The organism is Streptomyces sp. GC420, from assembly GCF_009916105.1.
Lineage (GTDB): Bacteria > Actinomycetota > Actinomycetes > Streptomycetales > Streptomycetaceae > Streptomyces.
Window position 1 is genome coordinate 1 of the sequence record NZ_JAAAXQ010000002.1, and the last position, 21,349, is coordinate 21,349.

The 21,349-nt window shown below is 69.2% G+C and carries 22 protein-coding genes and 2 pseudogenes; 10 read left to right on the top strand and 14 right to left on the bottom strand.

Going from position 1 to position 21,349, the window contains the following annotated elements; genetic code table 11:
• Positions 1–2,055 (top strand): hypothetical protein (locus GUY61_RS39505; RefSeq protein WP_166627991.1); only part of this gene is annotated, 2,055 nt, incomplete at its 5' end.
• Positions 2,056–2,077: 22 nt separating this feature from the next.
• Here GUY61_RS39505 and GUY61_RS00395 read toward each other — a convergent pair.
• Positions 2,078–2,461: a hypothetical protein gene (locus GUY61_RS00395; RefSeq protein WP_166627992.1), complete on the bottom strand. Its 384-nt coding sequence runs from the start codon at positions 2,459–2,461 to the stop codon at positions 2,078–2,080.
• A 76-nt stretch (positions 2,462–2,537) separates the two neighbouring features.
• Positions 2,538–3,014: a hypothetical protein gene (locus GUY61_RS38945; RefSeq protein WP_208105376.1), complete on the bottom strand. Its 477-nt coding sequence runs from the start codon at positions 3,012–3,014 to the stop codon at positions 2,538–2,540.
• Between the two features lie 190 nt (positions 3,015–3,204).
• On the opposite strand from GUY61_RS38945, the gene GUY61_RS38950 reads away from it, so the two are divergent.
• The 3 genes from GUY61_RS38950 to GUY61_RS00405 all read left to right on the top strand — a co-directional run bounded on the left by GUY61_RS38950 (position 3,205) and on the right by GUY61_RS00405 (position 5,301).
• Positions 3,205–3,723, top strand: coding sequence for a hypothetical protein (locus GUY61_RS38950; RefSeq protein WP_208105377.1), 519 nt, complete (start codon positions 3,205–3,207; stop codon positions 3,721–3,723).
• Between the two features lie 468 nt (positions 3,724–4,191).
• Positions 4,192–4,323: a hypothetical protein gene (locus tag GUY61_RS41045; protein ID WP_279576736.1), complete on the top strand. Its 132-nt coding sequence runs from the start codon at positions 4,192–4,194 to the stop codon at positions 4,321–4,323.
• Between the two features lie 339 nt (positions 4,324–4,662).
• The gene (locus GUY61_RS00405) at positions 4,663–5,301 is read left to right on the top strand and encodes an asparagine synthase-related protein (RefSeq protein ID WP_166627993.1); all 639 of its coding nucleotides are present in this window, start codon (positions 4,663–4,665) and stop codon (positions 5,299–5,301) included.
• A 261-nt stretch (positions 5,302–5,562) separates the two neighbouring features.
• Here the strand turns inward: GUY61_RS00405 and GUY61_RS00410 are convergent, their stop codons facing one another.
• From GUY61_RS00410 to GUY61_RS00435, 6 genes are read right to left on the bottom strand one after another with little or no spacing between them, the layout of a single operon-like run.
• Complete coding sequence (locus tag GUY61_RS00410; RefSeq protein ID WP_166627994.1) at positions 5,563–7,410, bottom strand: GMC oxidoreductase; 1,848 nt, start codon at positions 7,408–7,410, stop codon at positions 5,563–5,565.
• 46 nt (positions 7,411–7,456) lie between these two features.
• A complete protein-coding gene (locus tag GUY61_RS00415) occupies positions 7,457–9,085 on the bottom strand; it encodes a succinic semialdehyde dehydrogenase (RefSeq protein ID WP_166627995.1) in 1,629 nt (542 codons plus the stop codon).
• Positions 9,085–10,299 (bottom strand): FAD-dependent oxidoreductase, encoded by a 1,215-nt coding sequence (locus GUY61_RS00420; RefSeq protein ID WP_166627996.1) that lies wholly within the window; start codon positions 10,297–10,299, stop codon positions 9,085–9,087. Before GUY61_RS00420 ends, GUY61_RS00415 begins: the two co-directional genes overlap by 1 nt.
• Entirely contained in the window at positions 10,292–10,465 is a 174-nt protein-coding gene (locus GUY61_RS00425; RefSeq protein ID WP_166627997.1) for a rubredoxin, read from the bottom strand. The genes GUY61_RS00420 and GUY61_RS00425 overlap by 8 nt, the downstream gene beginning before the upstream one ends.
• Positions 10,462–10,629: a rubredoxin gene (locus GUY61_RS00430; protein ID WP_166627998.1), complete on the bottom strand. Its 168-nt coding sequence runs from the start codon at positions 10,627–10,629 to the stop codon at positions 10,462–10,464. Before GUY61_RS00430 ends, GUY61_RS00425 begins: the two co-directional genes overlap by 4 nt.
• On the bottom strand, positions 10,626–11,762 hold the full coding sequence (locus GUY61_RS00435) for an alkane 1-monooxygenase (protein WP_166627999.1): 1,137 nt from the start codon (positions 11,760–11,762) through the stop codon (positions 10,626–10,628). Before GUY61_RS00435 ends, GUY61_RS00430 begins: the two co-directional genes overlap by 4 nt.
• 154 nt (positions 11,763–11,916) lie before the next feature.
• Between GUY61_RS00435 and GUY61_RS00440 the strand changes: the two genes are divergently transcribed.
• The 6 genes and pseudogenes from GUY61_RS00440 to GUY61_RS00465 all read left to right on the top strand — a co-directional run bounded on the left by GUY61_RS00440 (position 11,917) and on the right by GUY61_RS00465 (position 14,705).
• Positions 11,917–12,552, top strand: coding sequence for a TetR/AcrR family transcriptional regulator (locus GUY61_RS00440; RefSeq protein WP_166628000.1), 636 nt, complete (start codon positions 11,917–11,919; stop codon positions 12,550–12,552).
• 76 nt (positions 12,553–12,628) lie between these two features.
• A pseudogene (locus GUY61_RS41725) lies at positions 12,629–12,922 on the top strand (MmoB/DmpM family protein); the annotation flags it as partial.
• Positions 12,923–12,997: 75 nt separating this feature from the next.
• Entirely contained in the window at positions 12,998–13,219 is a 222-nt protein-coding gene (locus tag GUY61_RS39510; protein WP_166627989.1) for a hypothetical protein, read from the top strand.
• Between the two features lie 154 nt (positions 13,220–13,373).
• Positions 13,374–13,610: pseudogene (locus tag GUY61_RS41730) on the top strand (2Fe-2S iron-sulfur cluster-binding protein); the annotation flags it as partial.
• The gene (locus tag GUY61_RS00455) at positions 13,610–14,263 is read left to right on the top strand and encodes an FAD-binding oxidoreductase (protein ID WP_208105380.1); all 654 of its coding nucleotides are present in this window, start codon (positions 13,610–13,612) and stop codon (positions 14,261–14,263) included. The pseudogene GUY61_RS41730 and the gene GUY61_RS00455, both read left to right, overlap by 1 nt.
• Before the next feature lie 169 nt (positions 14,264–14,432).
• Positions 14,433–14,705: a DUF4242 domain-containing protein gene (locus GUY61_RS00465; RefSeq protein WP_166628002.1), complete on the top strand. Its 273-nt coding sequence runs from the start codon at positions 14,433–14,435 to the stop codon at positions 14,703–14,705.
• Positions 14,706–14,810: 105 nt separating this feature from the next.
• On the opposite strand, the gene GUY61_RS00470 is transcribed toward GUY61_RS00465, so the two are convergent.
• The 6 genes from GUY61_RS00470 to GUY61_RS00495 all read right to left on the bottom strand — a co-directional run bounded on the left by GUY61_RS00470 (position 14,811) and on the right by GUY61_RS00495 (position 21,319).
• Positions 14,811–15,272, bottom strand: a complete 462-nt coding sequence (locus tag GUY61_RS00470; RefSeq protein ID WP_166628065.1) for a MaoC family dehydratase — start codon at positions 15,270–15,272, stop codon at positions 14,811–14,813.
• Positions 15,269–16,480: an acetyl-CoA C-acetyltransferase gene (locus tag GUY61_RS00475; protein WP_166628003.1), complete on the bottom strand. Its 1,212-nt coding sequence runs from the start codon at positions 16,478–16,480 to the stop codon at positions 15,269–15,271. Before GUY61_RS00475 ends, GUY61_RS00470 begins: the two co-directional genes overlap by 4 nt.
• A complete protein-coding gene (locus tag GUY61_RS00480) occupies positions 16,473–17,345 on the bottom strand; it encodes a hypothetical protein (RefSeq protein WP_166628004.1) in 873 nt (290 codons plus the stop codon). The genes GUY61_RS00475 and GUY61_RS00480 overlap by 8 nt, the downstream gene beginning before the upstream one ends.
• A gap of 59 nt (positions 17,346–17,404) precedes the next feature.
• On the bottom strand, positions 17,405–18,127 hold the full coding sequence (fabG, locus tag GUY61_RS00485) for a 3-oxoacyl-ACP reductase FabG (RefSeq protein WP_243766056.1): 723 nt from the start codon (positions 18,125–18,127) through the stop codon (positions 17,405–17,407).
• Between the two features lie 279 nt (positions 18,128–18,406).
• A complete protein-coding gene (locus GUY61_RS00490) occupies positions 18,407–19,729 on the bottom strand; it encodes a CoA transferase (RefSeq protein ID WP_166628005.1) in 1,323 nt (440 codons plus the stop codon).
• 675 nt (positions 19,730–20,404) lie between these two features.
• Complete coding sequence (locus tag GUY61_RS00495) at positions 20,405–21,319, bottom strand: LysR family transcriptional regulator (RefSeq protein ID WP_166628006.1); 915 nt, start codon at positions 21,317–21,319, stop codon at positions 20,405–20,407.
• Positions 21,320–21,349: the final 30 nt, after the last annotated feature.

Consider the following 21,349-nt stretch of genomic DNA (forward strand, 5'->3'; position numbering starts at 1 on the left):
AAGTACGGCAGGCGCACCGGCCGTACCGGCGTCGACCAGCGCGAACGGCTGCACTGGGTAGAACACATACGCGCGGCCGCGGCCCCGACACGGGACGACCCCGCGGTCCTCCCGCCCACCGTCCCTGGGCAGTTGCCGCTCTTCCCCGTCCGCCGGATGCTGTCCATCGACGTCTGCCGGCGCATTTTGCAGAGGCCGCTCACCGGCTACGCCGACGTCGTCGAGCACACCGCGGCGTTTGCGGCGGAGACCGGCATCAGCAAACCCATGCAGCGCAAGCTGCACGAGATGCTGCGCCTCGCGCTCGCCGTGCGCGACGCCGACGGCGACGACCTCGTTGACGAACTGGTCCTCGATGACATCCCCAACTACATCCGGTCTGTCCGGGCGGTCCTTCTGCGGGCGGGGATGCTCAGGGTCTGGGAGGAACCCCGCGAACCTCAACGCCCCCATCGGCCCCGGAAGTTGCGGACCGTGCGCCGTCCGCGTCCGCGCCACACGATGACTCCGAGGTCCTGCCAGCAGTGCGGCTGCTGGTTCGCAACGAAACTGAGGGTCATCTGCGAGCCGTGCTCCTCCTTCAGCTTCCGGAAGAGAGGGAAGGTCCCGGTATCCACGGGAACGTGCGAGCGCTGCCACCGTGTAGACCTGCCGCTGGCTGACGGACACTGCCGCGGGTGCCGCTGGCACATGGCCAACCACGGTCAGGGGGGCGTCGCCCGGTTCGGAACGCAGCTGTGGTTCGGTTCACCGGTCCCGGCGCCCACGAGCCTGCGCGGCTCGGACGTTGCCCGGCCGGCCCCGCGTCGTCCTGTCTCCGAGTACTTGGCCGTCCCCGGGCAGGAGAGGCTCTTCGAGCTCCGGCGGGACTGGCGTCCGGTGGCCACGCTGGAGCGCCAGGCCCTGCCGACGCTGACGGACTCGGCCCAACGGCTGCTCGCTGACCTCGACAGCGTGATGAAGCAGGAGATGTGGTCCAAAGTCCCTGCCACCAAGACCCGGCGCACGTTGCTCGTCTTGGTGTCCTGGCTTGGCGCCGATGCCCCGCTGCTGGAGTCCGACATCAGGGCCCTCGTGGACAAGCGTCCGCTGAAGTTCAGCGGGCGACGGGTCACGCAGTTCCTTGAAGCCCGAGGGCTGCTGGTTCCGGATCCCGAGTTCCGCCGAGACGCGCATCAGAGGCGGTTGGAGGCCGAGCTCGCCGCGCTGCCCGCCACGATCGCGCAGGAGCTGTCTGTCTGGATCAAGGTCGTGCGCGGAGAGGGCAAGTGGGAGCACAGCGGCCGTACCTTCCGCAGCGTCTTCCGCTACTGGCATGTCCTCGACCCGATCCTCACGATGTGGCTGGCGGACGGCGTCGAGAGCCTCCGTGAGATCACCCGCGACGACGTCAAGAAGGCCATCGCCACCCGCAAGGGGACGCCCGCCCGCTCGATCCACATCGTCCTGCGGAACGTCTTCCGGGCCCTTCGGCAGGAGCGCGTGATCTTCCGCGATCCCACCCGTGGCCTCGTCTTCGCCGGGATCAACGTGCCCCCGCCTTCCGTGCCCTCGGACCGGCTGGCTGGCGTCCTCAGCCATGCGCGGGACGACTTCCAGCGCTTCGTGATGGTGCTGGTCTGCGTCCATGCGCTCAACGGGACTGACATCCGCCGCCTGCTGCTCACCGACCTTGACCTGTCCCGCGAGCGGCTCGTCGTACGGCGCCTCGGGAAGCGGCACATCATCTACCTGGACGAACTTACCTACCGCTGCGCCTCCGCATGGATTCGTGAACGCCACCGCCGCTGGCCGGTCACGAGCAACCCGCATCTGCTGATCAACCGGTGGACTGCGGTGGACACTACGCACTCGCCCATCGGCACCACGTTCAGCAACCTCTTCCGGCCCACCGGACTCACGATGACGACGCTGCGGCAGGACCGGATCCGTGACGAGGCGTTCGAGGTCGACGATCCGCTGCACCTGATGCGCCTGTTCGGCATCTCCTCGCACACGGCGATGCGGTACATCACTGCGGCCCACCCCGAACGCACTGCGAAACTCCCGCGATGAGGCGAGCAACGGCGCAAGGGGCTCAGGTCTCGTCCTCGGGTTCGTGCTCCTCGAACTCCGGAAGGGTGAGCACCTGCCACCTGGAGGAGTTCTCGTCCTCGTCGTCCGCCAGGACGAGGACGGCGCCGTCGGGGAGCCGGGCGGCGGTGCTGATGCCAGCCAGCAAGTCGAAGGCGCACTGCTGCGGGGCCGTGTTCGACTCCCGCACGGCCGCCGCGTACTTCTCATGCCCGCCGAGGCCGAGGAAGTCGTTCTCCCGGGGGTAGCGGCGTACGGAAACCTCGATCGGGTCCTTCTCCCCGGTCATCTTCACCAGGAGGTCACCCCTGTAGAACTCGACGCCTTGAATCTGGTCGGCGCGTACGAGGCGCGGCCACAGCCGAACCCACACATCCCGCTTCGCCATCTTGCTGCCCCTCCGTCGCCGACTGTCGGCCGCATCCTGCCGCCGCGGGCGGTACCGATGGAAATGGCGAGCAGAGTCAACTCGCGGTTCCGGCAAGGCGTTCAATGACCGGGCCGATCTGGCGGGCGGCCCGGTGGAGTTCGAGTTCGGCGGCGAGGCCGGTCAGCAAGGAGGTGCAGCGGCCGGATTCGCCCATGGCCGCGACGTCCAGGGCCTCGGTGGCGGTGTGTGCTGCGGCGTCGAGATCGCGGCGGCGGGCCTGGGCGGTGGCGATCCACGTGAGGTAGAGGACCTTGTCGCGCATCGCGCCGGGCTCCAGGGCGGCGAGGCCGTCGCTGAGCAGGGTCTCGGCGGTGGCTGGCTCCCCGAGGTCCAAGAACGCCCGGCCCGTCTCTGCCATATGCGAGGGCCTGCACATCCAGTACACCCAGTCCGGGTTGTCGTCCCCCGCACGAGCACGCTCGTACTCGGTTTCGGCCTGGGCGAGGAGGCGGGCGGCCTGCCGGGCATCGCCGGTGGCGGCCGTCGCCCGGACCCGCCAGGTGTCGATCACCGCGGCGACCAGCGGGGTGGTGCGCGTCCCCGCGATGTCGCGGGCGGTGGCCAGGAACTTGGCGCCGGTGGCGGCGGTGTCGCCGTCGTAGACGCAGGCCAGGGCCAGGTCGGCGAGGAGGTATGCGCTGTGCGCGGGGTCGGCGGTCTCGGCGGAGGCGCGAAGTGCTGCGTGCCAGGCGCGTTGGGCTTTGGCGGTGTTGTCGGCGTCGAATTCGGCCCAGACGGAAGCGTGCGTACTCGGCGGCGAGGAAGTTGAGGTCGGTGGTGAGCTGTCCCGTGTGGCGGGCGTGCCGCAGCAGCTTGGTGACCATCTTCAGGTCGGTACGGGCGCTGGTGGTGCAGGCGGTGCCGCCGAGCGAGTCGTCCAGGTGCCACAGGGCGGTGAGCCGGGCGTGGATCGCGGAGGAGACTTCGACGCCGACGTAGCCGCCCTCGATCCCACGGGCGATGGAGTTCTGGACGTGCTCGGTCCACTGGGTGGTGAGGTCTTCGAGGACCGGCGTCGGCAGGAGCGGGATGTCGGCGCCGTTCGCGAGGGCGGGGTCGGCGGCCAGGTCGTCGAGGGCGGACAGCGTGACCTCCGGGGTGAAGGGGGCCAGGACGTCGGGTCCGGGCAGGGCGAGCAGAAGCCAACCGGGCCATCCTCGCGCCCGAACGAGGCCCGGGTCGACCCCGTGAAGGTCGGCCTTCGCCAACTGTGCGGGTAATTCCGGCTCCAGGCCCGCCTCCCACCGGGCGACCTTCTCCCGGCGATACGCCATGTGCCCGTGCCCGAGCGCGGCGGCGCGCTCGGCCACGGCCTCGGCGTACGTTCTGAGGCTGTGGCCGCAGTGGGCGCGCACCGCGGCGAGCGGGTGTTTCGGCTGCTTGTTGATCACGGCATGTGGCTGATGCACCCCCGGGTGGGATGGAGCCGAGCACGATCGATGCACTGAACGTAGCTGATCCAACACCGGGTTGGGCCCCCGCCGACCTGCAGGGCACGGGGGAGGCAACACCGAGGCAGCACCAACCCCTCTTCCTCGTATGGCTGTTCGGCCGTTTCCTGGAAGCAGAGCCACCGGAACCGCGGCCCGGAGGCCCGAACCTCCCCGCTCAGAGGCCGTACGGGAGCCTGCACCGCCCCGTACGGCCGAGGGGAGCTCCCCCGATCGACCGACTCGTGGAGAAACGTCATGGACACCAGCACCGAGTTCGAGACCGTCGTCTACACGGCGCCCGTCCTGAGCACCCTGGGCACCGTCACCGGCGCCACCCTCGGCAGCTCCAACCAGGACAACGAGGACGACACCGAGTACTGGCAGTAGGACCGCGCTCCTGAACAGGGCGTACGTCTGAGCGCGAACGCCCGGGACATTTTCGGCCTTCGGCTGGCGTCCCGGGCGCTCCCCCGTGAAGCCACCATCATCAGCGGGCGGACGAAGGGGCAGAGGTGGGCACCATGCGGTTCGCGGCCGGAAGGTTCACCCCGCACACCGACCATGAGGGACTGCCCGGCTGGCAGCCCCGCCGGGCAGTCCGCGGCCCGGGACGGGGTCGAGCACGGCGAGTGGGCGGCCGCGACTCGGCTTCCGGGCAGCTACCTGAGCGTCGTACGGACCGGCCCGGCGCGGCGTATCACCGGCACCCGGGCCGGGGCTATCACCGTGTACTGGCTGCCGGTCGACGACGGCGTGCTGTGGGCGACCGCGGCCGCGCCGCTGGCCGCTTATGCAGGCGCTGAGCCCGATCCTGCGGCCTTGCTGAGCGCGTTCACCCTCCGGGGCGTCAACTCGCCGAGGCCAGCCACTTCCGCACGGTGCGGCGCGTCCCGCCCGACCACGCGCTCGTCCTGGAAGCCGGAGCCGGCCCGCGCATCGAACCCGTTCCGCATCCGGCCCGTGAGCGTTCCTTCGAGCGCCCTGCTCGTGCGCGAGACGGTGACCTCGGGGGTCACCCGGCGCACGGTGGGCACCGACCGGCTCTCCGCGGATCTGTCTGGTGGAATCGACAGCTCGGTGATCACCAGCCTCGCCGCCACGCGTGCGCCGCTGCTCGCCGTCACGTACACCGATGACCGCATGGGCGAGCAGGACGACATGCGGTACGCGGAGCGGACCGCGGCCAGCAACTCGGCCATAACTCATGCCTGGGTGCATGGCAGCCGCGCGTCGGTCCAGCACTTCGACGCCGAACGCTCAGGCGAAGTCCCGGTATTGGCGCGGGCTGGCCCAGAAGCTGGCGAGGAAGGTCTTCCAGGGGAAGGGCTCCGTCCTGCGGGGCGGTGGCGGCCGTGCCCGCGATGACCAGGACACCGAAGAGGGCGGAGCCGGGGCCGAGCGCGTCGGTGAACCCGGCGACTGCGGCGATGCCCGCGGTCACACAGGCATGGCGCCGAACGCGCCGATGCCGCTGATAATGCCCAGGGAGGTTGACTTGGAGCCGGGGTCCACGTCCGCCGCCAGGTTGGCGAGGAGGACGGCGCAGACCGCGCCGTAGATCGCCTACAGGGTGACGCTGTTGGCCATCAGCGGCCAGGAGGCGCCGTTCGCTCATGACGCGGACGGCTACTCGGCGTCACCGCCGGCTGCGGGCCAGACCTGTTGACTGGACACGTCCATGCGACGAGCTTGGCTTCCCTCTCCTTTCTGCGCGGGTGTCTTTGAGACGGGGAGCGGAAAACGCAGTGCGCCGAAGGCGCTGGCGGGGACGGTGGGGTGGTGCGGCGCGATGGCGGGGACCGGTTGGTATCCCTTTGCCTGGGCGGGACGCGGGTCGGTGTCGTTCTTGTTGGGCCACATGGACATAGCGCGTTCGGCTTGTGCGGTGATTGTCAGTGAGGGGTTGACGCCGAGGTTGGCTGAGATGGCTGAGCCGTCCACGACGTGGATGCCGGGGTGGCCGTACAGGCGGTGGTAGGGGTCGATGACGCCGTGCTCGGCGTCATCGCCGATGGGGCAGCCTCCGAGGAAGTGGGCGGTCATCGGCATCCGTAGTAGGTCGCCTGCATTGGTGCCGGCGAAGCCGCCGATCTCGGCGGCGAGGATCCGTGCGGCCTGGTCTCCCTCGGGGATGTGCTCGGGGTTGGGGGTGCCGTGACCCTGCTTGGCTGTGAGCTTGCCCTTGCCGAGGCCGCTGGGCTTGCGGAAGGTGATCAGTGAGTTGTCCAGTGACTGCATCACCAGGCCGATGATGGTCCGTTCGGACCAGCGGCGTTTGGAGAGGCTCCGTATTGCCAGGGTGGGGTGTCGTACGACGGTGCGGAGGTAGGAGAGCAGGTTCGAGCGGCGGCGCGGGAACTGCAGGATGGTCAGCAGGCCCATCGCGTTGGACCCCTTCCCGTACCGCACTGGCTCGATGTGGGTGAAGTTGTTGGGGTGGATCGAGGACGTGATCGCTACGCCCTGGGTGAAGTCGGGGCGGGCCTGGCCCGTGCGCCGGCGGTAGTGGCGGCCGATGGTGGTGGCTCCTACCAGTGCCTCGGAGTTGGTGCGGGTCAGCGAGCCCAGTTTCGGGGAGATGCGGGGGAGGCGGCCGGTGTCGTGCAGGGTGTGCAGCAGTGTCTGGGTGCCGTAGGTGCCGGCTGCAAGGACTACCTGGCGGGCACGCCAGACCGTGTGCGGGGGCCTGCGCGTGCGGCCGGTGGGCACGGTGGTGACCGCGAAGCCTCCGTCGGCGTCTTCGGTGAGGTCGACGACGGTCGTGAGGGGGTGTATTTCGGCGCCGGCTTGTTCGGCGAGGTAGAGGTAGTTTTCAGTGAGCATGTTCTTGGCGCCGTGCCGGCACCCGGTCATGCATTCGCCGCACTGGGTACAGGCTCGGCGGGAGGGACCGGCGCCTCCGAAGTAAGGGTCGGGAACCTGGGTGCCGGGGGCGGTCCTGGTGGTGCCGTCGGCGTCCCTGCCGTCGCCGAAGAAGACGCCGACCGGGGTGGGATGGAAGGTATTGCCGCACCCCATGGCCTCGGCTGTGGCCTTGAGATGGGTGTCGGCAGGGGTGACAGTGGGATTGAGCCGGACGCCGAGCATGCGCCGGGCCTGGTCGTAGAAGGGGGCAAGCTCCGTGTGCCAGTCGGTGATGTGCCCCCACTGCCGGTCTTCGAAGAAGGCTTTCGGGGGGATATAGAGGGTATTGGCGTAGTTGAGTGAGCCGCCGCCGACTCCCGCGCCGGCCAGGACCAGGACGTTCTTGAGCAGGTGGATGCGCTGGATGCCGTACAGGCCCAGGGCCGGAGCCCACAGAAACCTGCGCAGGTCCCAGGAGCTCTTGGGCAGCTGGTCGGCGGTGTAGCGGCGGCCCGCTTCCAGCACGCCCACCCTGTAGCCCTTCTCGGCTAGCCGCAGAGCGGCGACTGAACCGCCGAATCCCGAACCGACCACCAGCACGTCATAGGTGAATGTGTCGTTGTCCGCCATGTGCGGCAGCTCCTTGAAACGAGTGGAGAGAGCAAAACGAAGTCGGTTACCGGAACCGAAATGCCTTGAGTGTCTTGAGCCCGGTGGTGAGGACGGCGGCGAACTTCTCATCGTCCAGTCCGTGCGGGGGCGCGATGGGCAGTAGCCGCTGGGTGGCGATAGTCTGCGCCTCGGTGAAGCGCAGCAGACCCTCGGCGCCGTGTCGGCGGCCGAGACCGGAGTCCCCCATGCCGCCCATCGGGGAGTCGAGGGAGCCGTAGGCAGCCGCGTAGGCGTCGTTGATGTTGACTGTGCCTGTCCGCAGCCGGGCGGCTAGAACACGGCCGTGCCGGGTGTTCCGTGTCCAGACACTGGAATTGAGGCCGTAGGCTGTGGCGTTGGCGGCAGTGACCGCCTCGTCCTCGGTGTCGAAGCGGTACACGCAGACAACCGGGCCGAACGTTTCCTCGGCGTACACCGCCATGGCAGGGGTGACGCTGTCGAGCACTGTCGGTTCGTAGAAGAAGGGACCGATGTCGGGGCGTGCCCGGCCGCCGGTGAGCACCCTGGCGCCAGTCTGCACGGCGCCGTTGACGTGCCGGGCGACGGTCTCCAGCTGGCGCTCGGAGACCAGCGACCCCATGTCTGCCCCGTAGGCGAGGCCGCCGCCGAGCCTCAACTCCTTGGTCCTGGCGATGAACCGGGTGAGGAAGGCGTCTGCCACGCGTCGCTGGACCAGGAGCCGTTCGGTGGAGATGCACAGTTGACCAGCGGAGGAGAAGCAGGCCCGCACGGCGCCCTCGACAGCGCGGTCGAGCGCTGCGTCAGCCAGGACGATCATGGCGTTCTTTCCGCCGAGTTCCAGGCTCGAGCCGACCAGGCGCCCGGCGGTCTGCCGCGCAACCTGGCGGCCGGTACCGGTGGAACCGGTGAAGGAGACATAGTCGGCGTGCTCTATGACAGCGGAGCCGATTATCGGGCCGTCGCCGACCACGATCTGCCACAGGTCGGCGGGCATCCCCGCCTCCACCAGCACGTCACGGGCCCACAGGGCGGTCAGGGCGGTCTGTGTGTCGGGCTTGTGGACCATCGCGTTGCCAGCTGCGAAGGCGGGCAGAGCATCACCAACCGCAAGCTCCAGTGGATAGTTCCACGGCGAGATATGGCCGATCACGCCCTTGGGGCGCCGAGCCTCGATCGTGTGGGTCAGAAGCGGGAACGCGCCCGCCCGCCGACGGTTACGCAGGTAGGAGGAGGCGGTGCGACCGTAGTACCGGGCGGCGGACGCCACCGCCATAATCTCCTCGAAGGCATGCAGCCGGGCCTTCCCGGTCTCCGCCTGGATCAGGTCGAGTACCTCACTCTGCCTGCTGAGCAGGAGGTCGTGGAAGCGCAGCAGGACGGCTGCGCGGTGGCGGACAGGAACCGAAGCCCATGCCTGCTGGGCGCTGCGGGCGCTGCTGTAGGCGCTCTCCACGTCGGCGGGGCTGGACTGCGGCAGCCTCGCCAGACGTTCCCCGCTCAGTGGCGTGATGGAGTGGGCGAGTCCGGCATCGCCGCGGGCCGTGACGGACGCGGCCAGGCGGGACACGACGGAGGGGATGGCCGTGGAGGCAAGGGGACGGCAGACGTCCGGGGCAGCCGGGTTCCCACCGCTGGGTGAGGGCTGCATCTGCGCTGTGGTGGATCCGTCCATCAGGGGCAGGCTCCTCGGTCGGTTTCGGCCGTGAGCAGGCCGTCATCACGGCTGTGTTCGGCGACCAGCCTGCGCAGTGCGCGGAAGTCAACGGGCCTGCCTGCGGCGATACCGCCGATCAGCCGTCCGCTTCGGTATGCCGCGGCGGCGAAGTCGAAATCGGTGAGGCCACCTTGCACGATCAGCTCGTCAGCCTGCGCGGGATGCCCGCAGATCTGCAGGTTGACTCCGTACTGGTTGGTCCAGCCCCAGGGCACGGCATCGTAGGGCCTGTGGTTGCCGGGGAGCATGTTCACGGCGACGGCCGCGCCGTGTTCTTGGGCGTGGTTCCACTGCTCGATCCGCACCCGCTGCCGGAGGATGGCATCGGGATGGCAGGCAACGTCGCCGGCCGCGTAGATGTGCGGTGCGCTCGTGGTGCCGTACGCGTCGACGACGATTCCGTCCGCCAAGTCGAGGCCGGCTTGCCGGGCGAGGGTGGTCTCCGGGGTCATACCCACGGCGACCAGAACCGTCTGGGCTTCCCAGAGGGTGCCCTCGTGGTCGGTCGCCACGAGCGTGTCCCCATGCCGGTCGAGGCGCTCGAGCCTCACATCAGTGTGGATGCGGACGCCATGGGCTCGATGCAGCTCCATCACCTCCTGCCGCAGGCGGGCGGGCAGCACCCGCCCCAGGGGCTGGAGGGAGCTCTCCAGGACTGTGACCTGACAGCCCATCGCCCGTGCCGTGGCCGCCACCTCCAGTCCCACCAGCCCCGCGCCGACGACGAGCAGCGGGCCGCCGGGCTGAAGGTCCGCACGCAGGGCGGCGACGTCGCCCAGGGTCCGCAGCGTGTGCACATGGTCGAGGCCCACTGCTTGGGGCAGGGTGCGGGCACGGCCGCCAGTGGCCAGAAGCAGTCGGTCATAGGGGAGCTGGGAGCCGTCAGCCAGCCGCAAGGCGTCAGCGTCCAGGCCGGTGACCTTCGTACCGGTGAGCAGTTCAATGTCCTGCTCGGCCCACGTGGATGTCGGCTTGAGCCGGGCAGCTTCTGGACGCGCCGAGTGCCGGAGCATGTTCTTGGACAGCGGAGGACGCTGGTAGGGCTCCTCGGGCTCATCACCAATCAGAACGATCCGGCCGCCGAAGCCTTCCTTGCGGAGCGTGAGCGCGGCGGTGGTACCGGCCACTCCGGTGCCGACGATGGCGATGGTCCGGGGCAGAATCTCAGACACGGCTGACCTCGACCATCTGGAAGTCGGTCTTTGCCGCCCCGCAATCGGGGCAGGACCAGTCGTCGGGGATGTCCCCCCAACGGGTGCCGGGCGCGATCCCCTCATCCGGCCAGCCCTGTTCCTCGTCGTAGGTGAAGCCGCATACAAGACACTGCCACTTCTTCATGCCGCGCTCTCCTCGAAGTCGATCTTTTCGCGCACCCCGCAGTCGGGGCAGCACCAGTCGTCGGGAACCTGGCTCCAGTCGGTGCCTACCGGGAAGCCTTCGCGGGGCTCCCCGGTACGCTCGTCGAAGACGTAGGAGCAGACCGGGCACCGGTACCGGCTCATGCAGCGGCCCCATACCGGGCCAGGACCGTGGAGCGCTTGGCGGGCTGGATGTTGGCCATGGTGACGTCGCCGCCGTAGTGGGAGAGGAGGCGGTCGTCCATGACGCGCCGCCACAGGGGCGGCACATAGGCGAGGATGATCATGCCGGCGTAGCCGGTGGGCATCTCCGGGGCCTGGTCGAAGTGGCGCAGTGCCTGGTAGCGGCGGGTAGGGTTGGCGTGGTGATCGCTATGCCGCTGCAGGTGGTAGAGGAGCACATTGGAGGTGACATTGTCGCTGTTCCAGCTGTGCCGGGGCTCGCACCGCTCATAGCGGCCACTGGCCGTGCGCTGCCGCAGCAGGCCGTAATGCTCGATGTAGTTGACCACCTCCAGGAGGCAGAAGCCGAAGACGGCCTGCAGGAGCAGGTAGGGCAGAACACCCGGGCCGAAAGCGGCCACCAGCGCGCCGAACAGCACCAGAGACATCACCCAGGCGTTGATCACATCGTTGCGTAGGGACCACACCCGCTTGTTCCCCCGTCGCAGGCGGGTCTTCTCCAGCTCCCATCCGGACTGCAGGCTGCCGAGGACTGTACGGGGCAGGAACCGGTAGAAACTCTCGCCCAGGCGTGCGCTGGCGGGATCCTCAGGGGTAGCGACCCGCACATGGTGACCTCGGTTGTGCTCGATGAAGAAGTGCCCATAGAGGGTCTGGGCCAGCGCGATCTTGGACAGCCAGCGCTCCACCGACTCCTTCTTGTGGCCCAGTTCGTGCGCGGTGTTGATGGCGATGCCAGCCACCACGCCGATGGAGAAGGTCAGCCCCAGCTTGTCCACCACTGACAGGCCCCCGTGGGCGAGGAGCCAGCTCCCGGTGACCAGGCCGGCGTACTGCAGCGGCAGATACAAGAACGTGCACCAGCGGTAGTAGCGGTCCTGCTCCAGCCAGGCCACCGCACTCAGGGGCGGGTTGGCCGAGTCCTTGCCTGCTGTCAGATCCACGATCGGGATGATCCCGTACAGCACGATCGGCCCGGTCCACCAGAACACACCCAGCCCCGTGGCTGCTACCAGACCCCACGCGACAAAGGGGAAGAGGGGCACCAGCAGACCCAGCAGCCATAGGTACCGCTTCGGGTCCCTCCAGGTCATTTCGGAAACGCTTCCCGCATCCACTGCCATCGAACATCACCCTTCGGGTTCTCGCACCGACGTTCGCCGGTGAAGTGTCCATCAGTAAGACATTCTGTTGCCAGTGTGTCAACGGATTGGGCAAAGCGGCCTTCACGGGTAAGGTGGAGGTGTCATGAAGACATTTCGCGCGGCCGTCCGCTCTCTGCTCCGTGAGCAGGTGCTCGACGCGGCATACGAACAGGTCGCCGCCTTCGGTTGGGACAAGATCCGGCTGGCGGTGATCGCCCGCAACGCGGGAGTCAGCCGGCAAGCGGTCTACAACGAGTTCGGATCCAAGGATGCGATCGGCCTCGCCCTGGTCGAACGGGAGGCCGAGCGCTTCCTCGTCGGCATACAGGAACAGCTCGACGCGCACCGCGACGATCTGGACAGAGCCATTGCTGCTGGGGTCGACTTCACCCTCCGGGAGGCTGCCGACAATCCGCTGATCAAGGCCATCCTCACCGCTTCCCGCGGCGGCGAGGACACCCTCCTCGCCTACCTGACCACCCGCCCCGAACCCGTCTTCAACACCGCCATCGCGATGCTCGACGCCTACGTGGCGGATGCCTGGCCCGACATCGATCCGGAATCGCGGAACCTGGCAGTAGAAGCCGTGGTGCGGCTCACCGTCAGTCACATGGTCCAGCCCACTTCGCCCCACGACGAAACGGCTCAGCGCATCGCCGACATCGTCACACGGACCGCACGCCCCTGCCTCCCGGCGCCGCGCCAGCCGGACCGCGGTCCGAAGCCCACCGGAAGCTGAACGAGAGCACAGCATCGGCCGGTTCGCGCCGGTCCCTCGCTCTCAGTAGCCGCAGCGACAGAACGGGGTGCTGGGCATGGCCCGGTGGCATCAACGACCAGGCGGTCCTGCCGCAGGTCAAGGACGACATACGCGGCTGCAAGCCCGGACGTATGATCACCGCGGTCGGCCACGATCCCTCCTCCGCGGACAACCTCCCCTGCCTTCCCTTCCGGCCGTATCTCGGCGGGCCCCTTACTACCGGCTGGAGAACGAGGGCGGCTTCGAGATCGGCCTCGACGAGATCGAGCCGCTGATCGGCCATCGCTGCGACGTGTTCGACTTCATGGTGAACGTGACGACCACGATCGGCCGGGCCTGCAATGACGGCAACAAGTTCCGAGCGGTGAGCGTCGGGGCGGAGGCCGGCACACCGCCGCCGTCCCGGAGACGAGAGGGGCGAACGGTGACTGACTCGGACGCGGCGGGCGGCCCTCTGGAAGAGGAAGAGACGGGCAACGTGATCTACCGGGACGACGAGTTCCTGGTCCGCGTGGAGGAGGTCACACCGTTCTGGCGCTGGCTGATCTTCCGCGCCGGCCGGATGGTCCAGGAGGGCGTGTCCATCAGCGAACGATCCGCCCGTGACGCCGCCCTGACGGTGGCCGCGTACCTGCGCGGCCGGTGAGCGCACCGCGGGGCCCTGGAGCGACGAGCGCGTCCGGTCCTGTTCCGCCCCGGGGGGCGTTCCGCAGGGTACCGGAAGCCGGAAGGAACCAGGATGCCCGCTGAAGGGATTGAGTCGGCCCGAAGGCGACTCCCGACACCGACAAGGGGATCGGATGAGCTACACCGTGAAGCTCCTGTTCGAGGACGATCACGAAGTGACGATCTCGTGCCGGCCTGACGAGGACATCATCACCTCGGCCCTGCGCCAGGGGCTCATCCTGATGAGCGAGTGCCGCGAGGGGGCGTGCTCGACGTGCAAGTCCTTCCTGGCGGACGGCGAGTACGACGAACTGCTGCCGTACTCCGTCTATGCTCTCTCCCCCGGTGAGCAGGAGGACGGCTACGTGCTGTGCTGCGGGCTGCAGCCGCGCAGCGACATGGAGATCGAGCTGGACTATCCCTTTTCCATGTCCACCAGTTCGAGGAGTCCGAGCGCCGGGGCGTCGTCGAGGACGCCGCGATGGTTTCCGACACGGTGGCCCGGCTGGTGGTCCGCCTGGTGGACGGCAGGGACCGGGAACCGTTCGGCTACCTGCCCGGTCAGTTCGTGCGGCTGGACCTGGGCAACGGGGTCAGCCGTGATTTCTCCATGGCCGACCTGCCGGGCGAGAACCGTCCGCTGGAGTTCTTCATCCGCGTCTACCCCGACGGGAAGTTCTCCGGACACATCGGCAGCCATGCCTACCCGGGCGAGGAACTGAAGGAGCTCCAGAAGCGGCTGCCCGCACTGAGCGTGTACAGCACGGTCGTCCACCCCGACCCCGCGTGGACCGGGGAGGTCGGGCTGGTGACCGACGTCGCCGAGCGGGTCCTCGAACAGCCCGGGCGGTTCGAGTACTACTGCGGCCCGCCGGCCATGATCGGGGCCACCACCCGGCTGCTGGAGAGGCTGGGCGTGCCGCGCGAGCAGATGCACCACGAGGACTTCGTACCGAGCGAGAGGGAGAACGATGGCTCCGCCGGTCACAGACCAACGACTACGTCCGGGCCGAGATGCTGCTGAGTGAGCGGCTGATGAAGGTCCGCACACTGGGCTGGTACGACAAGCCGCTCGTCGAGGATCTGCGTGCCGGGCGGGGAGTGATCGTCCACACCGCGCCCGCCGGGGCGTGACACCGAGTGCCGCTCCGTGGCGAGTACGGAGCGGCGAACCTATAGAGGAGGGTGAGGTCGTGCCGAAGTTCGGCATGGAGCGCGGCATTCCGGGCGCGGGCAAGTGGTCCGAGACCGACGTGGCGGAAGTCAGCGCCAAGTCCAACGAGGTCCTCGACGGGATGCCCGACGTGCGGTGGCAGGAGAGCTACGTGTCCGACGACAAGCTCTACTGCGTCTACGTGGCCCCTGACGCGGAGAGCGTACGCGAGCACGCCCGCCGCGGCGGGTGCCCCGCGGACAGTGTCTGGGAGGTCCGCCGTGTGATCGACCCGACCGGCGGCGGACGCTGATCCGGCAGTCCACCGGCGTGCCCTGCGCAGGCGTTCCGCCGCCACGTGCCACGTTGACCGAGGGATGGTCCCTTGACGGGGTGCGCTGTCCGGCAGGCCTGCCGATCAGCTCACGACCAGTGTGATCGTCTCTGCCGTGCAGACGGGGCGGTCGGTGTCCTGTGCCTCGACCGTCCAGCCGAAGACGATCCGAACGCCGGCCGGCACATCGTGCAGGCTCTTGATGGTTGCCGTGGCCCGCACCTTCGTCCCCACCCGGACCGGGGCGGGAAAGCGGACCTTGTTCAACCCGTAGTTCAGTCGCGCCGCACCGGTCCGGATCGCGTAGAGGCGGGAGGCGAAGCCGGGAAGCATGGACAGTGTCAGGTGGCCGTGGACGATCGTGCCGCCGAGGGACGAAGCGGCTGCGCGTTCGGGGTCGACGTGGATCCACTGGTGGTCTCCGGTCACGTCGGCGAACCTGTCGACGGTCTGCTGACTGATCTCCACCCAGTCGGTGGGACCGAACTGCTCACCGACCGCAGCCTTCAGATCCTGGACGCAGGTGAACACCCGCTGCGACATCAGACGACTCGCTCGAAGACAGCCGCGAGGCCCTGGCCTCCGCCGATGCACATGGTTTCAAGGCCGTAGCGGGCCTCGCGACGGTGCAGCTCCCGCGCGAGCGCCCCCAGCATGCGCACTCCGGTGGCGCCGACGGGATGGCCCAGGGAAATGCCGGAGCCATGCACGTTGGTGCGCTGATGGTCCTCTTCGGTGAACTTCCACTCGCGCATCACCGCCAGCGCCTGGACCGCGAACGCCTCGTTGAGTTCGATCACGTCGATGTCGGCGAGCCGCAACCCGGCGCGCTGGAGGGCGGTCCGTGTGGCCGGCACCGGGCCGATGCCCATCACCTCGGGGGGGACGCCGGCAACCGCCCAGCTCACCAGCCGGACCAGTGGGCGCAGGCCGTGCTCCTCGGCCACCTGCCGGGTAGTGACCAGGCACATCGCAGCGGCGTCGTTCTGGCCGCTGGCGTTGCCGGCGGTCACCGTGGCGTCCGGGTCGGAGGAGGCCAGAATCGGGCGGAGAGCGGCCATCGTCTCCATCGAGGTGTCCGGCCGTGGGTGCTCATCGATGTCGACCACCGTGTCGCCCTTCCGGCCGGGCACGGTGACGGGGATGATCTCCTCGGCGAAGAGGCCCGCCCGCTGCGCTGCGACGGCGCGGTGGTGTGAGTTCACGGCGAGGCGGTCCTGTTCCTCGCGTGAGATGGCGTAGTCCCGCCGGAGGTTCTCCGCGGTTTCGAGCATGCCACCCCGCAGCGGGTGGTTGCGGCCCCCGGCGGTGGTGCGTGCCCTGATCAGCGCGTCGTGCATCCTCACGCCGGTGCGGGCTCCACCCCAGCGGATGTCAGTGGAGTAGAAGGCGGCGTTGCTCATGCTCTCGGTGCCGCCGGCCACGACGACATCGTGGGCGCCGGTCTGCACTTGCATCACGGCGTTGATGACGGCCTGCAGGCCGGAACCACAGCGACGGTCGACGTGCTGGCCCGCAACGGTGACCGGCAGTGCGGAGTCCAGGGCGACGACGCGTCCGATCGCAGGTGCCTCACTGGTCGCGTTGCAGTGGCCGAGGATCACGTCGCCGATCCGGTCGGGGTCGACACCGGTCCTCTCCAGCAGGCCGCGCAGGGCGGCGACGCCGAGGTCGACGGCGCTGATGTCCTTGAACGCGCCGCCGTAGCGGCCGATGGGGGTGCGGACAGGTTCGCAGACGACGACATCACGCATGGGCTGCGCCTTTCGGGAGACGAGGTACGAAGCCGACGGACAAGTGCGTCAGCAGGGTGCCGTCGCCACCCCGCAGGGTGGCCTCGGCCGAGTCGGAGGCGATTGTGACGGAGACGTGCCCCTCACTGCCGCAGAACAGCGGGGCGTTGTTGCGGTGGCGGAGGCTGGCGGCCGTACGGTCGGGTGCGGTGAGGCGGAGGGCTTCGGCGAGCACCAGGGTCGACAGGGGGCCGTGCACCACGAGGCCGGGGTATCCCTCCACCCTGGTGGCATAGGGCCAGTCGTAGTGGATGCGGTGGGCGTTTGCGGTGGCCGCGCTGAACCGCATCAGCAATGTGGGGTCGGTCACGAATGTCCAACCTTCCCCCTTGCGTACGAGCGGGGGGCCGACCAGTGGCCTGGCGGCCGGAGGCACGGGATCGGGCAGTGTCGCTGGGTCCGGGACCGTGGCGGGGGGCCGGTAGAGGATGTCCTGCCGCTCTCTGAGGAGTACCGGCCCGCGAGGCTCGCTGAGCGTGGTGGAGACGCGGACGATGGCGAACCGGCCGCTGCGTCCGACCTTCTCCTCGACGGAGTCCACCACCGACTCCCGCACCACGTCGGCTCCGACACGAAGGGTGCCGTAGAAGAGGGTCTCGCCCCCGGCGAACATCCGTCGGGGCAGGCCGTTCAGCCGGGGGAGGAAGTCGCCGGGGCGCGGATGCCCGTCCGGACCCAGCACCGAGGACGCGGGCCAGCGGGGCAAGGCCACCCACTGCCACATCGGCGGGAGTGGGTCGCCGGTGGCGACGGTGGGTGCGCCGGTGTCCAGTAGCGCCTGCAGGGCGGTCACGGGCGCCGGATCCAGGGTCTCGACGGAGGTCATGGGCCGCGGCATCCACGCGCCGGTCTCTGACCGCCTGGCCGTCCCACTGGCCTGACGGTTCACATGAACCGCCCCCCGGTGACCTCCGCGACCGTGCCGGTCATGTAGGACGACAGCCCGGAGGCGTAGAAGAGCGCCACGGAAGCGACTTCGGAGGGCTCACCGGCCCGGCCCATCGGAATCTCGGCCATCTTCTGGTCCCAGGCCGTCTGCGGCATCGCCTCGGTCATCGCCGTGCGGATCAGTCCGGGCTGGATCGCGTTGACCCGCACTCCGTGGTGAGCCAACTCCTTGGCGGCGGCCTTGGTGAGGCCGACGATGCCTGCCTTCGCGGCGGAGTAGTTGGTCTGGCCTGCCATGCCCACCTTGCCGGACAAGGAGGAGATGTTCACGATCGCGCCGGACTTCTGCTCGCGCATGCGCAGCGCCGCGAGCCGCGTGCCGTTCCAGCACCCCTTGAGATGCACGGCGATCACCTGGTCGAACTCTTCCTCGGTCATCGTCCGCATGGTCGCGTCCCGTGTGATGCCGGCGTTGTTGACCACCACATCCAGCGATCCGAAGGACGTCACAGCGGTCTCGATCACTCGCCGGACGTCATCGGCCTTCGCAACGTCGCAGGCGACCCCGACTGCCGCATCGGGCCCGATGTCCTTCGCCGCCGCGTCGGCCGCCGCACCGTCGAGGTCCGCGATCACTACGCGTGCCCCCTCCGTCACGAACGCCTTCGCGATTGCGAGGCCGATGCCCTGCGCGCCACCGGTGATGACCGCGGTCTTCATCTCAAGAAGGCCCATCAGATGCTCCTGTTCCTGTCATGTGTCACGAGTCGGGCGCCGCGATCACCGTGCGCCGCCATGCTCCGGTGCCCTCGCCGGCGAGATCCCGTGGAACGTAGTGACGGTAGGGCTCGGCTCGGCTTCGTCCCGCCGGAAGCCGTCGGACCTCCGGGAACCCGGGCGGCGTCCGAGGCGACGCTCCTCGTGGAGGCAGCGCACCCCGGTGAGATGTCCGCCAGCCCCTTGGTCTCGCGCACGCTGTGCCGCAGGTCGTCCCACGCCTCATCCGGCTGCCTCACGAGGAGCGGGGCGGCGTACCACGCCCAGGGCGACCAACTCGTCGAACTCGGCGGTGGACAAGCCCCCTTCCTCGGTCAGGACCTGTCGTGTGTGCTGGCCGACGGCAGGCGCCGGGGCCGCTCTGCCGCGACGGCCGTCCAGGGTGACGGGTGATCCGGGGACAAGCAGTGGACCGATACCGGGCTGGTCCGCGGTCTCGAAGAGCGGGTGTTCGCGCAGCAGGCTGGCGTCGTCGGCGACGAGGTCGGCAAAGCCGCGGTACGGCGACCAGAGCAACCGGGTCGTCGCCAGCACCTCCCGCACCTGGTCGGCGTCATGCCGGGCGAACCACTCGGCGACGAGACCGGCCAGCACCCGCCGGTGCCGGTAGCGGTCGCCCTCGTCGGCGAAGTCCGCGCCCAGCGCCTTCCCGAGCGCGTCCACGGTCGCGCTCAGCCCTGTGACCTGGAGGAGATCGGCCCACTGCCGCGGCGTCAGCGCCACCAGCATGAACCGTTGCCCGTCGGCCGTGACGAAGTCGGTGCCGAAGGTTCCGTAGACGAAGTTGCCGTCGGCCCTGCGCTCTTCCTCGGGCCGGAGCTGCGCCTGGGCGAGGTGACCGAGCTGACCGGCGGTGGCCAGGGCGACGTCCTCGAGCGCCACCCGAACCTCCGCGCCACGCCCGGTTGCGCGCCGCCTCAGCTCCGCAGCGAGGAGCCCGGTGGCCAGATAGAGTCCGGCAGCCAGGTCCCAGGCCGGGAGCACATGGTTGACAGGGGCACCGTGCCCCTCCGGCCCGGTGATCAACGGGAACCCGGTGCCGGCCTGGACGGTGTAGTCGACGGCGGTGCCGCCGTCGTACCGCCCCATGAGCTGTACGCGGATCACGTCGGCGCGGCGGCTGCTCAGGGAGCGGTAGGTCAGTTCGTCCCATCGCCCGACGTTGGTGACGAGTATGCCGCCGGCGGGGCCTCCGCCGACGACGAGCTCGGCAACCAGCCGCCTGCCGCGTGGGTCGGCCAGGTCGACCTCCACGGCGCGCTTTCCGGGGTTGAGCCCGTTCCAGTACAGGCTGGCCCCATCGGCTGTGAGGGGCCAGCGAGTACGGTCCGGTCCGCCCCCCAAGGGCTCGACGCGGATCACATCCGCGCCGAGTTGAGCCAGCGTGAGACCGCAGAGAGGCGTGGCGACGAAGCTCGAGACCTCCACGACGCGCAGGCCCGACAAGGGCCCGGGCCGGTGTGCCTCGTACCGATCACCGGCACTCGCCGAGGAGCCGTGCAGAGCGTCGGCACGGGAGACCGTTGTGTGGCGGGCGTCCGTCATCGCGACCAGAGCCTCACTGTGTCGATGCCCTCACCCAGAACCCGAGGCAGCTCCTCGTCGGTCCGACGGGGAGTCCCACAGGCACGGTCGGCGGCTGAGGTACGCAGGTCTGTCCCACCGCGGGGGGTGCCGGTCCTTCGGATGGGCCGGCTGAGTCCGGGCAGGTCGCCACCGGTGTGGCAGCGCAGCGGGAGGTACAGCCGACGTGCTGCACCGGCGGGACAGTGGTGACCCGTGCCCCCGGCGGCACAGGGACCGGCCACCGATCCGTGGTCGGTGCCGGAGTCAGGCCCGGTGGCGACAGTCCCGCCGCCTGCTCGCAGGCCGGGTCTGGCGGCGTCCGACGCGCGCGACCGCAAGGCGGATGACTGCCCTTGTACTGGCTGCACGGGGGGGACCCCGATGCCAGGTCCTCCCTCGGCCTGAGTGAAGCCGAAGGAGGTGAAGTGTCTACCGGGCGTCACGCGACAGGCAGGACGCTCGCAGCAGGCCCTGGTCATGCGGGCTCCCTTGCTGGGGCTGGGTTGATCACACCTTCAGCCTGCATGCTGGGGGCGCCGCATCTCCAATACTTCTTTGACGGCACACTGATGCGCCAGGAGCATTAATAATCGATGACAGATATCTTCCGCGACGTTAAAGGCGTCAACGTGCGGATGTCGGGACGACGCAGGATCAGCGCGCGCCTTCCGGGAGGAAGGGCGTGGGGAGCGCCTCCTCGGATGCGCGCAGCACTGCCCGCAGGGCCGGGTTGGGGTCGCCCTTGCGCCAGGCGAGCCGGGAGTACGTGGGGGTACGGCCTTCCTCCAGCGGGACCACGGTGATGCCGGCCTGGACGACGTTTCCGACCGCGACGTCGACCGAGAAGGTGATCCCGACCCCGGCCGCCACGAGCGCCATCGCGGTCCACGAGTCCGGCGCGGTCTGGACGATGTCCGGGGTGAAGTCCGCGTCGTGGGCGGCGCGGATGAACGCGTCGCGCACACTGGAACCCGGATCCGCGGGCAACGCGACGAACTGTTCGTCGCGGCAGTCGGCCAGACTCACCGGCTCCCGCCCCGCGAGGCGGTGTCCGTTGGGGACGACCAGTACGTAGTGCTCGACGGTGACGATCCGGTGGGCGATTCCCGCCGGCTCCACGGTCCAGCGTACGATGGCGAGATCGAGCGTGCCGTCGATGACCATACGCAGTCCCTCGTGAGCATAGGTAGTGCTGCGCAGACTCAGTTCGATACCCGGGTGGCGCTCTCGGACGAGCCGCCCGAGCCGGCCCACCAACAGGTGCGACGAAGGGCCGGCAAACCCCATGCGCACCCGGCCGGTTTCTCCGCGGCCGGCCGCCCGCACCGCGCGGCGTGCGATCAGACAGCCCTCGAGTACCTGCCGGGCCGGGTCGAGAAGGGCCTCGCCTGCACCGGTGAGGTGCACACTGCGGGTGGTCCGCGCGAAGAGGGGTGCTCCCAGCTCGCGCTCCAGCTGCTTGATGGTGCGACTCAGTGCCGGCTGGGCGATATGGAGCCGATCGGCGGCGCGACCGAAGTGAAGCTCCTCGGCGACGGCCAGGAACGCCTCAAGCTGGTGCAGTTCCACGAGATCTCACTCATCGCAATCTTGTTAATA